The organism is Peribacillus sp. NPDC097225 (assembly GCF_044761955.1).
Lineage (GTDB): Bacteria > Bacillota > Bacilli > Bacillales > DSM-1321 > Peribacillus.
Map to the genome: position 1 here is coordinate 25,167 of NZ_JBIWDJ010000014.1, position 11,745 is coordinate 36,911.

14 protein-coding genes and 11 tRNA genes are annotated in these 11,745 nt (G+C 40.9%); 24 read left to right on the top strand and 1 reads right to left on the bottom strand.

Annotated features, from left to right (window positions below):
* The first annotated feature begins 121 nt into the window (after window positions 1-121).
* The 12 genes from alr to ACIQXH_RS20060 all read left to right on the top strand — a co-directional run bounded on the left by alr (window position 122) and on the right by ACIQXH_RS20060 (window position 9,622).
* On the top strand, window positions 122-1,279 hold the full coding sequence (gene alr / locus ACIQXH_RS20005) for an alanine racemase (RefSeq protein ID WP_402959801.1): 1,158 nt from the start codon (window positions 122-124) through the stop codon (window positions 1,277-1,279).
* 162 nt (window positions 1,280-1,441) lie between these two features.
* Window positions 1,442-1,723 (top strand): CopG family ribbon-helix-helix protein, encoded by a 282-nt coding sequence (locus tag ACIQXH_RS20010; protein WP_034306380.1) that lies wholly within the window; start codon window positions 1,442-1,444, stop codon window positions 1,721-1,723.
* A gap of 7 nt (window positions 1,724-1,730) precedes the next feature.
* The gene (locus ACIQXH_RS20015) at window positions 1,731-2,081 is read left to right on the top strand and encodes a type II toxin-antitoxin system PemK/MazF family toxin (RefSeq protein WP_402876030.1); all 351 of its coding nucleotides are present in this window, start codon (window positions 1,731-1,733) and stop codon (window positions 2,079-2,081) included.
* A gap of 413 nt (window positions 2,082-2,494) precedes the next feature.
* The gene (locus tag ACIQXH_RS20020; RefSeq protein ID WP_402959799.1) at window positions 2,495-3,328 is read left to right on the top strand and encodes an STAS domain-containing protein; all 834 of its coding nucleotides are present in this window, start codon (window positions 2,495-2,497) and stop codon (window positions 3,326-3,328) included.
* Complete coding sequence (locus tag ACIQXH_RS20025; RefSeq protein ID WP_402875980.1) at window positions 3,325-3,681, top strand: STAS domain-containing protein; 357 nt, start codon at window positions 3,325-3,327, stop codon at window positions 3,679-3,681. Before ACIQXH_RS20020 ends, ACIQXH_RS20025 begins: the two co-directional genes overlap by 4 nt.
* 3 nt (window positions 3,682-3,684) lie before the next feature.
* Entirely contained in the window at window positions 3,685-4,086 is a 402-nt protein-coding gene (locus ACIQXH_RS20030; protein ID WP_402875978.1) for an anti-sigma regulatory factor, read from the top strand.
* 8 nt (window positions 4,087-4,094) lie between these two features.
* Complete coding sequence (locus tag ACIQXH_RS20035; protein WP_402959795.1) at window positions 4,095-5,105, top strand: PP2C family protein-serine/threonine phosphatase; 1,011 nt, start codon at window positions 4,095-4,097, stop codon at window positions 5,103-5,105.
* A gap of 62 nt (window positions 5,106-5,167) precedes the next feature.
* The gene (locus tag ACIQXH_RS20040) at window positions 5,168-5,500 is read left to right on the top strand and encodes an anti-sigma factor antagonist (RefSeq protein WP_402875975.1); all 333 of its coding nucleotides are present in this window, start codon (window positions 5,168-5,170) and stop codon (window positions 5,498-5,500) included.
* Window positions 5,497-5,970, top strand: a complete 474-nt coding sequence (gene rsbW, locus ACIQXH_RS20045) for an anti-sigma B factor RsbW (RefSeq protein ID WP_402875973.1) — start codon at window positions 5,497-5,499, stop codon at window positions 5,968-5,970. Before ACIQXH_RS20040 ends, rsbW begins: the two co-directional genes overlap by 4 nt.
* A complete protein-coding gene (gene sigB, locus ACIQXH_RS20050) occupies window positions 5,948-6,736 on the top strand; it encodes an RNA polymerase sigma factor SigB (protein WP_402875971.1) in 789 nt (262 codons plus the stop codon). The genes rsbW and sigB overlap by 23 nt, the downstream gene beginning before the upstream one ends.
* 62 nt (window positions 6,737-6,798) lie before the next feature.
* On the top strand, window positions 6,799-7,344 hold the full coding sequence (locus ACIQXH_RS20055) for a PP2C family serine/threonine-protein phosphatase (RefSeq protein WP_402959825.1): 546 nt from the start codon (window positions 6,799-6,801) through the stop codon (window positions 7,342-7,344).
* 100 nt (window positions 7,345-7,444) lie between these two features.
* Window positions 7,445-9,622 carry a Tex family protein gene (locus ACIQXH_RS20060; protein ID WP_402959823.1) on the top strand — a complete coding sequence of 726 codons (2,178 nt, stop codon included), beginning with the start codon at window positions 7,445-7,447 and terminating at the stop codon, window positions 9,620-9,622.
* A gap of 76 nt (window positions 9,623-9,698) precedes the next feature.
* On the opposite strand, the gene cmpA is transcribed toward ACIQXH_RS20060, so the two are convergent.
* Window positions 9,699-9,818 carry a cortex morphogenetic protein CmpA gene (gene cmpA, locus ACIQXH_RS20065; RefSeq protein WP_402875969.1) on the bottom strand — a complete coding sequence of 40 codons (120 nt, stop codon included), beginning with the start codon at window positions 9,816-9,818 and terminating at the stop codon, window positions 9,699-9,701.
* Window positions 9,819-9,903: 85 nt separating this feature from the next.
* On the opposite strand from cmpA, the gene ACIQXH_RS20070 reads away from it, so the two are divergent.
* The 12 genes from ACIQXH_RS20070 (at window position 9,904) to ACIQXH_RS20125 (ending at window position 11,639) form a co-directional block, all read left to right on the top strand.
* The gene (locus ACIQXH_RS20070; RefSeq protein ID WP_402875966.1) at window positions 9,904-10,383 is read left to right on the top strand and encodes a SprT family protein; all 480 of its coding nucleotides are present in this window, start codon (window positions 9,904-9,906) and stop codon (window positions 10,381-10,383) included.
* Between the two features lie 131 nt (window positions 10,384-10,514).
* A tRNA-Asn gene (locus tag ACIQXH_RS20075) sits at window positions 10,515-10,589 on the top strand.
* A 7-nt stretch (window positions 10,590-10,596) separates the two neighbouring features.
* A tRNA-Ser gene (locus ACIQXH_RS20080) sits at window positions 10,597-10,687 on the top strand.
* A gap of 16 nt (window positions 10,688-10,703) precedes the next feature.
* Window positions 10,704-10,775: transfer RNA gene (locus ACIQXH_RS20085), tRNA-Glu, on the top strand.
* A 23-nt stretch (window positions 10,776-10,798) separates the two neighbouring features.
* Window positions 10,799-10,874: transfer RNA gene (locus ACIQXH_RS20090), tRNA-Asp, on the top strand.
* 81 nt (window positions 10,875-10,955) lie between these two features.
* Window positions 10,956-11,030: transfer RNA gene (locus tag ACIQXH_RS20095), tRNA-Gln, on the top strand.
* Between the two features lie 10 nt (window positions 11,031-11,040).
* Window positions 11,041-11,116: transfer RNA gene (locus tag ACIQXH_RS20100), tRNA-Lys, on the top strand.
* A 15-nt stretch (window positions 11,117-11,131) separates the two neighbouring features.
* Window positions 11,132-11,213, top strand: a tRNA-Leu gene (locus ACIQXH_RS20105).
* A 55-nt stretch (window positions 11,214-11,268) separates the two neighbouring features.
* Window positions 11,269-11,354 (top strand) — tRNA-Leu (locus ACIQXH_RS20110).
* 18 nt (window positions 11,355-11,372) lie between these two features.
* Window positions 11,373-11,449 (top strand) — tRNA-Arg (locus ACIQXH_RS20115).
* A gap of 7 nt (window positions 11,450-11,456) precedes the next feature.
* Window positions 11,457-11,533, top strand: a tRNA-Pro gene (locus tag ACIQXH_RS20120).
* Between the two features lie 32 nt (window positions 11,534-11,565).
* Window positions 11,566-11,639: transfer RNA gene (locus ACIQXH_RS20125), tRNA-Gly, on the top strand.
* Window positions 11,640-11,745 lie beyond the last annotated feature (106 nt).

Here is an 11,745-nt window from a genome sequence, read left to right on the forward strand (position 1 = left end):
TTTGGGTAAAAAAAGCACTTTATCTTTCTATCCGTTAGTAATAGAATGGGCTATAATAAAAAACAAACTTCTATAATGAGAAGAAATCGTTATTGGTGATGTCAGAAAGAAGGAACGGGTTTTGGAAACACAAGGGTTTCATCGTGATACTTGGGCAGAAGTGAACTTAGATAGTGTGTATGAAAATATTTCAACCATGAAGAACAGACTACCGTCCAGTGTTAGTCTGTTTGCTGTGGTCAAAGCAAATGCATATGGTCATGGAGATTACGAAGTGGCTCAAACTGCATTGCAAGCAGGTGCTGACTTTTTATGTGTCGCGTTTCTTGATGAGGCACTAGCATTAAGAGAAAAGGGAATAATCGCTCCCATTTTAGTTCTAGGGGCTTCGAGACCCGAAAGTGCTGGGATAGCTGCCGGACATGGCATATCGTTGACAGTTTTTGATCGTGATTGGTTAATAAAGGCAAGTCATATACTCAAGGCAGGGCAGGTTCTGGACGTTCATGTGAAAGTGGATAGTGGGATGGGCAGGATTGGTGTCCGTACGACAGAACAGCTAAAGGAATTGGAAAGTTCAATTCAACAGGAAGAATGCTTCAACTTTCAAGGGGTATTCACTCATTTTGCAACGGCAGATGAACTCGATACGGATTATTATGAAAAGCAACTTGAATTATTCAAAAAAATGCTATCGGTATTGAATAGGAAACCTCCTTACATTCATGCTGCTAATAGTGCAGCGTCCTTAAGGTTCCCTGAAGCCGATTTCAATGCAATCAGAATGGGAATCTCCATGTATGGGTTAAGCCCCTCCCAAGAAATGCTTGGTCTTTTACCATTTCCGTTGAAACAGGCGATCTCTTTAAAAACCAAGATCGTCGCCGTTAAGCAACTCGCTAAGGGCGATAGTGTCAGCTACGGAGCTACGTATACGGCTAGTGAGGATGAATGGATTGCTACTTTGCCGATCGGGTATGCCGATGGTTGGATCCGTAAGCTTCAAGGGCAGGAAGTTATTGTAGAAGGACAAAGGGTCCCCATCGTAGGCAGGATTTGCATGGATCAGTGTATGATCAAATTACCTCGTCCTTTCCCGGTGGGAACGGAAGTGACCCTAATTGGCGAGAATGGAAATGAGTCGATATCGGTGGATGAAATAGCGGCCAAGCTTGAAACGATCAATTATGAGGTAACATGCATGTTAGGAGCGAGAGTTCCACGGTTATATCTGAAAAACGGCATGTTTAGCCACGTACGCAATATACTATTAGGATAGACGGGATTGTAAGAAAATCCAAAGTTTGTGAATAAGAAATCCATTATTATGCTGATAATAGAATGGAGAAATGGAATATACTCTTTGCAGATAGGAATTTTAATGGTAATATTGAAAAGGATATATAATAAAGGTGTGTAGTGATGGTGGAGGTGTATGTTTGTGTCTGAATCCAGCGCAACAAGAGAGATATTAATTCGATTACCTCAAAATTTTTTAACTGAACTAGATGGGTATGCGAGTGAAGAAAATGTTAATCGCAGTGAATTTATTTATCGTGCCACAAAAATGTATCTTCGCGAACGTAAAAAGAAAGAATTTCGCGAATCAATGAAACGCGGTTATATCGAAATGGCGGCCATTAATTTGACGATTGCTTCTGAAGCTTTTCAAGCTGAGTTCGAGGCTGGGCATTGCGTTGAACGTTTAGTTAGCGGAGGCTGAGCCATTGATTGTTGTAAAGCGTGGTGACGTGTACTTCGCAGACCTTTCTCCGGTAGTAGGGTCAGAGCAAGGTGGAACCCGTCCGGTACTCATTCTACAAAATGATATTGGTAATCGCTTTAGTCCGACTGTGATAGTGGCAGCCATTACAGCTCAAATTCAAAAAGCGAAATTGCCTACACATGTTGAGATTAATGCGAAAAAGTACGGATTCGAACGTGATTCTGTCATTTTACTGGAACAGATCCGTACAATTGATAAGCAGCGTTTAACTGATAAAATAACACATCTTGACGATCCTATGATGCAAAAAGTCAATGAAGCTCTGCAAATTAGCTTAGGTCTGATTGAGTTTTAAAGAAAAAGTTTCCCGTCATTACGGGCGTTATTATAATTCGAATTCTATAAGGTAAAACTGGCGATTCCTTTTCTAAAGGAATCGTTTTTTTGCATACAAACTTTTGAGTGTATCGGTCAGTTTATCAAAAAATGATGGTGAAGCTATCGATTAAAGTTACTAAATAACCATTAAGCAGGAAATGGGAGGATTTTGACGAATAACAATTAGATAAGGGGTGTAAAGTGCTTGCAACGGCATTCCATTCCATTGATGTTTCTTGATGTGAATCTTGGGTAAAACGATGTGTTAGGACGATAAGGATCGATATATAGGATTGAAATAAAACTAAAATTGGAAAAGATTACAGTTCAGTAACATTGATGTGACGCAGAGGGTAAAACATAGTAATTGTGGTAAAATGGAGGGGTATTATGAATCAATTGGTTTACAATTTTATTAAACAAAACCAAGACTACATCCTAACTGAATGGATGAACATCATGAAGGAAAATACAGATGTGAGATTGATAAAAGTTGTCTCCGATAAGATGTTCACACAAACGAGTAGTGAATTTATAGATATGATAATCGCCCATGTCGATAGTAAGGACAGGGAGTTCACGTTGAAACTTTCAGATTTTGCCGAGAAAGTGGTCCAACTAGGGTGGCCCCTTACTTTCGTCAATGAAGGATTTCAAAAATTCTTGATTATCGTCATGCAAGGTATGGCTGATAAAGGTATTGTATCTCCAGATAATCAAATGGAGCTGGTTAATTATTTAAATAAATGGTCGACTCCGATAAGTAATGAAATCGTCAATATATATTCGCAAACCTGGGAAAGGACCGTCTCGTTGCAGAGAATGGCCTTACAGGAACTTTCGGCACCTTTAATTCCCGTATTGGAGGGCATCACGGTTATGCCTTTGGTCGGTACAATTGATACGGAACGTGCAAAGCAAATCATGGAAAATCTTTTGACGGGAGTGGTCAAGCACAGATCCGAAGTCGTTCTTATCGATATTACGGGTGTGCCGGTAGTCGATACCATGGTAGCCCATCATATTATTCAAGCAGGAGAAGCGGTTCGATTGGTGGGGGCAAGGTGCATATTATGCGGGATCCGGCCGGAAATTGCCCAAACGATCGTAAATCTAGGAATTAACTTGAATGAGGTAATTACAAAAAACACCTTGAAGAAGGGAATAGAGGTTGCGTTGGAATTAACGAGCCGAAAAATTGTAGAGGTGGAGAGAGACATATGAGGATTCCAATTTTAAAGCTTTATGACTGTTTGCTAGTCTCTATCCAATGGGAATTGGATGATATGACTGCCCTTCAGTTTCAAGAAGATTTATTGGATAAGATCCATGAAACCAGTGCCAATGGTGTGGTGATTGATATTACTTCCATTGATTTTATAGATTCCTTTATCGCAAAGGTATTGGGAGATGTTTTCAGTATGTCAAAGCTTATGGGGGCCAAGGTTGTCATTACAGGAATCCAGCCGGCAGTTGCTATCACCTTAATAGAATTGGGAATTAGTCTCGAAGATGTCCTAACAGCTTTAGATCTAGAGAAGGGCCTGGAAAAATTACAACAGGAATTGGGGGATTAGTGTATGGGGGTCCAATCCTGCGTAAAAATTATTAATGAGTGGGACATAGTAGCTGCAAGGCAGCTTGGAAGGAACTTCGCTAAAGAACTGGGCTTTGGCACGGTAGACCAGGCTAGAATCACAACCGCCATAAGCGAATTGGCACGGAATATATACTTATATGCAGGACAAGGAAATGTGAGTCTGGAAAAATTGCTTGTAAACGGCAAGTCGGGCTTGAAAATCATTGCAGAAGATAACGGACCAGGTATACAGGATATCCGTAGAGTAATGGAGGACGGTTTTACGACCTCAGGGGGGTTGGGGGCAGGCCTGCCTGGAGCAAAACGCTTAATGGATGATTTCGATATTGAGTCGATACCGGGTGAGGGGACTAAGATTTCCGCCATCAAGTGGCTCCGTTAGGAGGGAATATGGATATAAGAGAAAAAATGGATAAAAAGTACCAGGAGGCGCTTTCTACCTATTTAAAAGATCAAAATGAACAAGCTCTCTATCAGGGTCAAAAAATCAGCAGATTAAATATTAAATATAATATATCCCCTGAAGAGATCATCAGTATGCATAAAAATAATCTAATGGCATTGTATCCGGATCTGCCAACCAAAGTGGTGGATTCATTCGATTTTCTATTAGAAGTCATGATGGGGTATGGCATTGCTTATCGTGAACATCAGAGTCTAAGGCACCAACAGCAGGAGCTGAAATCTGAAATAGAGATTGCGGCAAAGGTACAACACACCCTTTTGGAAACGAAGATACCCGAAATCAAGAACTTGGATGTTGGCGTGATAAGTGTACCAGCCCGACAGATGAATGGGGATTACTATCACTTTGTTGAAGATGAACTTGGGTGTATTGGAATAGGCATTGCGGATGTAATCGGGAAAGGCATTCCTGCGGCCCTATGCATGTCGATGATCAAATACGCGATGGATAGCTTGCCGGAACACCGCCATGAACCGAAGAGTGTACTGGAAAGTTTAAATCGCGTCGTTGAACATAATGTGGATCCAAGCATGTTCATTACGATGTTTTATGGCTTATATAACCCTCATGATAAGCGGTTCACTTTTGCATCGGCCGGGCATGAGCCAGGGTTTTATTATGATGCGTCTGCCGGAACCTTCAGTGACTTGGATGCAAAAGGTTTACTGCTGGGCGTGGATAAAAAAACGAAATATAAACAATATGAAAAATTCGTAAAACCGGGTGACATGATTATCCTTTTATCCGATGGGGTAACGGAATGCCGTACGAGTGATGGTTTCATAGAGCGTGAAACCCTTATAGAATTCATTAAGAAGAACATGCACTTACAGCCGCAGGAAATAGTGAATAATCTTTATAAACAGTTGGAGAAAATGCAGAATTTTCAACTGCGGGACGATTTTACATTAATAATTTTCAAAGCGAATGTTTAGCTTTGAAAATCAAGGGTATATATAAATAAGAATTGATGAGGATGTAAAGAGGTGGGTCAAGGATGAATATAGCAGTAGATGTTAATGAGTTAAACACGGAATATACAGTTAAGCTTCAAGGCGAAATTGATGCCTATACAGCACCAAAGCTTAGAGAATCATTATTTCCACTATCAGAGCAAGAGAATGTTTCAATTATTATTGATTTAAAGGAAGTATCCTATATGGATAGCACGGGATTGGGCGTATTCGTTGGTGCTTTTAAAAACGTAAGAGCACATAATGGCGAATTCACTTTAATAGGACTATCGGAAAGGTTACGACGTTTATTTGATATTACAGGTCTTGCAGATATTATTGATATTAAAAGTGGTACAGAGGGTGGGTTAGAATGAGTCAAGTATATGATTACATCGAAATGAAAATACCTGCAAAACCGGAATTCATCGGTGTCATTCGTTTAACACTTTCTGGGATAGGTAGCCGAATGGGATTTGCGTACGACGAAATTGAAGATTTGAAAATTGCTACAAGTGAAGCCTGTACGAATGCGGTTCAGCATGCGTATAAAGATAAAGAAAATGGCGAAGTGAAAGTAAGTTTTGGGCTCTATCCTGATCGTTTGGAAGTAATGGTTTCTGATAGTGGTGAAAGCTGTAATTTCGAAGAGGTACGTCAAGGGCTTGGACCATATGAACATGGAGAAAAAGTCGAATTCTTAAGAGAAGGAGGCTTGGGCCTTTACCTCATTGAAACCTTGATGGATGATGTGAAAATTCACCAGCATGAAGGGGTTACGGTTTTTATGACTAAGTTTTTAGAAGGAGAGCAGGTGGAGATGGATGCAAAAACAGTCTCAACCTAATCAAGCGCAAAGAGAAAAGGTAAATGAATGGATCAGAGCCTATCAGTTGAATCAGGATGATGAAGCACAAAGTAACTTAGTCATTCATTACAAGGGTTTAGTGGAGACGATTTCCAGGAAATACGCAAAGGGGAAATCGTTTCAAGAAGATATCTCTCAGGTCGGAATGATTGGTTTATTAGGTGCCATTCGCCGATATGACGAATCTTTCGGTAAAAGCTTCGAAGCGTTTGCGGTTCCTACGATAATCGGCGAAATTAAAAGATTCTTGCGGGATAAAACATGGAGTGTCCATGTTCCGAGAAGAATTAAAGAACTTGGACCGAAAATTAGAGTGACCGTTGAGGAATTAACGACCACGTTGCATCGTTCGCCAAGAATTGATGAGATAGCGGACCATATTGGGGTAGCCGAAGAAGAAGTCTTGGAAGCAATGGAGATGGGAAAAAGTTATCAAGCTTTATCCGTTGACCATTCCATCGAGGCAGATTCTGATGGCGGTACGGTTACGTTACTCGATATATTTGGAAACGTTGACGAAGGTTTCGAGCGTGTCAACCAACGATTAGTACTTGAAAAGGTTCTCCATGTATTGAGTGACCGCGAAAAGTTGATCATTCAATACACGTATTTAGAGAACTTAAGCCAAAAAGAAGCGGGCGACAAGCTTGGGATATCGCAAATGCATGTTTCAAGACTTCAACGTCGTGCAATTAAAAAGCTTCAGGAGGCAATTAATGCTGAAAATTCGGAGTTAATTCCGTGATTAAAGAGATTTTGCGAGAAGAAAATATAGAAGTCCTTGTCTCTCAAACCTCTAAAAACAATATGGTTTTTTGTGGTGATGATTACTTCTTTCTTCATGAGGAAGATTACTTTATTTGTGTTTTGGCTGATGGTCTCGGTAGTGGGGAACATGCATATGAATCTTCCCACGCGGTTATAGAGCAAGTCAAAATGCATCATCATTTAGATGTAGAGTCACTTATGGATGTATGTAATCAGGTATTGATTGCTAAACGGGGGGCGGCCGTCGCCATCATGAAGATTTATTATGAAGAGAAGGAGTTTGTCTACAGTTCAGTAGGGAACATCCGCTTTTTCCTATATAATCCGATGGATGACAAGTTGGTATATCCTCTCCCTGTTACCGGGTATTTGTCAGGTAGAAAGCAAAAGTACAGGACACAGAGATTTAAATATGAACAGAACGCAAAATTTATTTTTCATTCAGATGGACTGGAACTCAAAGGAGCTAAATCGTTTCTAAAGAGGAAGGTTCCTATCGAAAAAAATGCTCGTTGTATTTTAGAAAGCTGTCCACAAACAGCGGATGATACAACTCTTATTTTAGGAAGCTTACTTTCGCCATAAACGGAAGTGGGCTTTTTTGTATGCGAATTCGCACAATGATCGTTCATTTGCTAGACTATACATAGAAGAACAAAAAGGGTGGAGGTTTTATGAATTGGTAATGGTAGAAGATTCTTTGAACGTATTGATTAAGCAAATATCCAATGAGCTAACCTTAAAGAACAATCAAGTACAGAATGTCATACAGATGCTCCAGGATGGTAATACCGTGCCTTTTATAGCTCGTTATCGTAAAGAAATGACGGGTTCGCTAGATGAGGTACAGATCCGTTCGATTATGGACAGATGGAATTACCTAGAGAACCTTGGTCAGAGAAAAGTGGAAGTCATCCGATCCATCAGTGAACAGGGTAAGATGACAGACGAATTGGCTTTACAAATCGATAAGGCAGGAAAGCTACAGGAAGTCGAAGATCTTTATAGACCTTATAAGCAAAAACGAAGGACTAAGGCTACGGTTGCTAAGGAAAAAGGCCTGGAACCTCTGGCATTATGGTTACTTGAATGTAAGGTTTATGCTTCCGTCCGTGAAAAAGCAGAGGGATTCATATCAGATGAAAAAGAAGTCTCTTCTATAGAAGAAGCAATAGCAGGTGCTCAGGATATTATTGCAGAATTACTTTCTGATGATGCGGAATTAAGAAAATGGATCAGGGATGAGATTTTTAAGGCAGGCAAGTTGACCTCGACCGTGAAAAATGCTGAAAAGGATGAGAAAGCGATTTTTGAGATGTACTATGAATATGAGGAGCCCATTCATAAAATCGTTCCGCATCGGGTTTTAGCCCTTAATAGAGGTGAAAAGGAAGACATTTTACGAATATCAATACAGCCGCGAACGGATATCATCATCAGTTACTTAGAACGGAAAGTGATTAAAAATAATCAGTCCGAAGTTGCTGAATTGCTTAAAGTCGCCATAGAAGACGGCTTCAAACGATTGATTTTACCTTCTATAGAGAGGGAAATCCGAAAAGAACTAACCGAAAAAGCGGAAGACCAAGCCATTCATATCTTTTCGGAAAACCTCCGGAATTTGCTTTTACAACCTCCGCTTAAAGGGAAAGTGGTGCTAGCTCTCGATCCGGCGTATCGAACGGGCTGTAAATTGGCTGTTATTGATGAGACAGGAAAGGTGATGGACATTAGTGTAATCTATCCACATCCTCCTGTAGGTAAGAAAGAAGCAGCCCGCACGAAAACGATAGAAATTCTTCAGCGCTTCAATGTAGAGATTGTTGCCATTGGAAACGGGACCGCATCTAGGGAGTCTGAGCAGTTCATTGCTGATATTCTAAAGGAAATGAAAGGGAACATCTCCTATATCATTGTCAATGAAGCGGGAGCGAGCGTGTATTCAGCTTCAGATATTGCCCGTGAGGAGTTTCCGGACCTTCAAGTCGAGCAAAGAAGTGCTGTGTCGATTGGTAGGAGGTTACAAGATCCACTTGCTGAACTTGTCAAAATAGATCCTAAATCTGTAGGAGTAGGGCAGTACCAACATGATGTTTCACAAAAAAAACTATCTGAATCTCTTACTTTCGTGGTTGAAACAGCCGTTAACCAAGTAGGGGTGAACGTCAATACCGCTTCTCCATCCCTATTACAATATGTAGCGGGGTTATCAAAATCTGTTGCACAAAATATCGTCAAAAAAAGAGAAGAAGAAGGAAAGTTCTCAAGTAGGAAGGAATTAAAAAAGATTCCTCGACTAGGCGCAAAAACATATGAGCAATGCATAGGCTTCTTACGCATTCTAAATGGCAAGGAACCGCTTGATCAAACAGCCATCCATCCGGAGAACTATGGAGCTGTGAATAAAATGCTAAAGAAAATCGGTTTCACTTCTGATGACCTTGGTAGTGATGAGTTGAATAAACAATTAGTCAGCTTAAATCCGAAAGAATTGGCTGATGAGTTGGATATCGGGGAAATAACGATTAAAGACATCATCGATGATTTGGTCAAACCGGGAAGAGATCCGAGAGACGAGCTTTCAAAACCCTTGCTTAAAAAGGACGTTTTGAAAATGGAAGATTTAAAGACCGGCATGGAACTACAAGGTACGGTGAGAAATGTTGTAGACTTCGGTGCTTTTGTGGACATTGGCGTCAAACAAGATGGACTCGTGCATATTTCCAAACTTAGTAACCGTTTTATAAAGAATCCGATGGACGTTGTGGCTGTCGGAGACGTAGTAACGGTTTGGGTGGAACAAGTTGATGCTCAAAAACAGAGAGTGTCGCTGACCATGTTACAACCTAAGGACCAAAATTAATGAATGAAAAGACTCCTTCTTTTTTAGAAGGGGTTTTTTTTATAGGAGAGCGAACACTACGTAAGTAGAATCATGATCATAAATGTAGCGTTTCTTTTTTTTGATAAAAAAACCAGCATTGATTCAACATTTTCACTTGATAATAATCCTTATCATAGAAAGCTCTTCTAATTTGGTTTTGAAACCATTTCGGCATAACGCTAACCTCCCCAAAGATTCCTGTTGTTTTATTAGTCTATGTTATAATAGGTTGTCTTGTTACCATGGAAGGAGTGTGGGAGATGGATAATCAACAATTGCAAAAATTGGTTGAGGAAATTTCGATGAATCACTTTCAAAGGAAGTTTAAGCATCAAGCTAGTTTTAACCCACGACTTCGCACAACAGGTGGAAGGTACTTGCTTGGTACTCATAATATAGAAATAAACAAGAAATATTTCGAGGAACGTGGTTTGGAAGAATTGATTGGGATCATAAAACATGAATTATGTCACTATCATCTCCATCTTGAGAAGAAAGGGTACCAGCACCGGGATGCAGACTTTAAGCATTTACTCAAAAAAACGGGAGCCCCAAGATTCTGTTCGCCTTTGCCTTCGAATCAAGTTAAGAGGAAAAGGAATACAATTCAATATATATGTGCACAATGTCAGCAGGTATATTTAAGAAAAAAAAGAATTGATACTTCGAGATTTGTCTGTGGAAAGTGCCGAGGAACGTTGATTTACCAAGGGATTAAAGAAAAAGAAATAAAAAAATAAAAAAAAGAAAAAGATGTCTTGACTTTAACTCTGAACCTCTTTATAATCATAAGAGTCGACAAGATAACAACTTGTTCTTCACGACAACCACTAAGGTCCTTGAGCATAAAAAGGGAACCAACTTTCACTATTCCGCAGTAGCTCAGTGGTAGAGCATTCGGCTGTTAACCGAACGGTCGTAGGTTCGAGTCCTACCTGCGGAGCCATTTTTTTGGGGAAGTACTCAAGAGGCTGAAGAGGCGCCCCTGCTAAGGGTGTAGGTCGCGCGAGCGGCGCGAGGGTTCAAATCCCTCCTTCTCCGCCAGAAACATTTTAATTAAGGCCCATTGGTCAAGCGGTTAAGACACCGCCCTTTCACGGCGGTAACACGGGTTCGAATCCCGTATGGGTCACTTTTTTCGTAACGTTATTTGCTGGTCCCGTGGTGTAGCGGTTAACATGCCTGCCTGTCACGCAGGAGATCGCGGGTTCGATTCCCGTCGGGACCGCCATTATTTTTTTAAAAATAAACTCTTGCTAAAGTGATGTTATAGTGATATAATATTAACCTAGCTGTTAATGAGTTTGATTGATGGGCTATAGCCAAGCGGTAAGGCAACGGATTTTGATTCCGTCATGCGAAGGTTCGATCCCTTCTAGCCCAGCCATTTTCATTTAGAGCCATTAGCTCAGTTGGTAGAGCATCTGACTTTTAATCAGAGGGTCGAAGGTTCGAATCCTTCATGGCTCACCATTTTCATTTTATTACGCGGGTGTGGCGGAATTGGCAGACGCACCAGACTTAGGATCTGGCGCCGCAAGGCGTGGGGGTTCAAGTCCCTTCACCCGCATAACTTTCTACTTGACAACAAGTTGAAAAGGTGTTAAACTTACGAAGTCGCTTTCGCGGTCGTGGCGGAATGGCAGACGCGCTAGGTTGAGGGCCTAGTGGGGGAAACCCCGTGGAGGTTCGACTCCTCTCGGCCGCACCAATAACATCATAGAAATTAGCGCCCGTAGCTCAATTGGATAGAGCATCTGACTACGAATCAGAAGGTTGTAGGTTCGACTCCCGCCGGGCGCACCATATTTTACGGGAAGTAGCTCAGCTTGGTAGAGCACTTGGTTTGGGACCAAGGGGTCGCAGGTTCGAATCCTGTCTTCCCGACCATTATTTCTCGGAATCATTCATAATTATATAATGCGGGTGTAGTTTAGTGGTAAAACCTCAGCCTTCCAAGCTGATGATGAGAGTTCGATTCTCTTCACCCGCTCCATTATTACCATTATTGCTCTTTGAAAACTGAACAAAACAAAGCGCCAACGTAAATTTTGAGTGAGCACACACTATAAAAAAGCAAAATGAGCAAGTCAAACATTTCT

What these genes read in the sequence shown, in the direction of transcription:
- ACIQXH_RS20020 (WP_402959799.1), top strand. Translation starts at nt 2,495, where the DNA reads ATGAATCAATTGGTTTACAATTTTATTAAACAAAACCAAGACTACATC.
- ACIQXH_RS20025 (WP_402875980.1), top strand. Translation starts at nt 3,325, where the DNA reads ATGAGGATTCCAATTTTAAAGCTTTATGACTGTTTGCTAGTCTCTATC.
- ACIQXH_RS20030 (WP_402875978.1), top strand. Translation starts at nt 3,685, where the DNA reads ATGGGGGTCCAATCCTGCGTAAAAATTATTAATGAGTGGGACATAGTA.
- ACIQXH_RS20035 (WP_402959795.1), top strand. Translation starts at nt 4,095, where the DNA reads ATGGATATAAGAGAAAAAATGGATAAAAAGTACCAGGAGGCGCTTTCT.
- ACIQXH_RS20040 (WP_402875975.1), top strand. Translation starts at nt 5,168, where the DNA reads ATGAATATAGCAGTAGATGTTAATGAGTTAAACACGGAATATACAGTT.
- rsbW (WP_402875973.1), top strand. Translation starts at nt 5,497, where the DNA reads ATGAGTCAAGTATATGATTACATCGAAATGAAAATACCTGCAAAACCG.
- sigB (WP_402875971.1), top strand. Translation starts at nt 5,948, where the DNA reads ATGCAAAAACAGTCTCAACCTAATCAAGCGCAAAGAGAAAAGGTAAAT.
- ACIQXH_RS20055 (WP_402959825.1), top strand. Translation starts at nt 6,799, where the DNA reads ATGGTTTTTTGTGGTGATGATTACTTCTTTCTTCATGAGGAAGATTAC.
- ACIQXH_RS20060 (WP_402959823.1), top strand. Translation starts at nt 7,445, where the DNA reads ATGGTAGAAGATTCTTTGAACGTATTGATTAAGCAAATATCCAATGAG.
- cmpA (WP_402875969.1), bottom strand. Translation starts at nt 9,818, where the DNA reads ATGCCGAAATGGTTTCAAAACCAAATTAGAAGAGCTTTCTATGATAAG.
- ACIQXH_RS20070 (WP_402875966.1), top strand. Translation starts at nt 9,904, where the DNA reads ATGGATAATCAACAATTGCAAAAATTGGTTGAGGAAATTTCGATGAAT.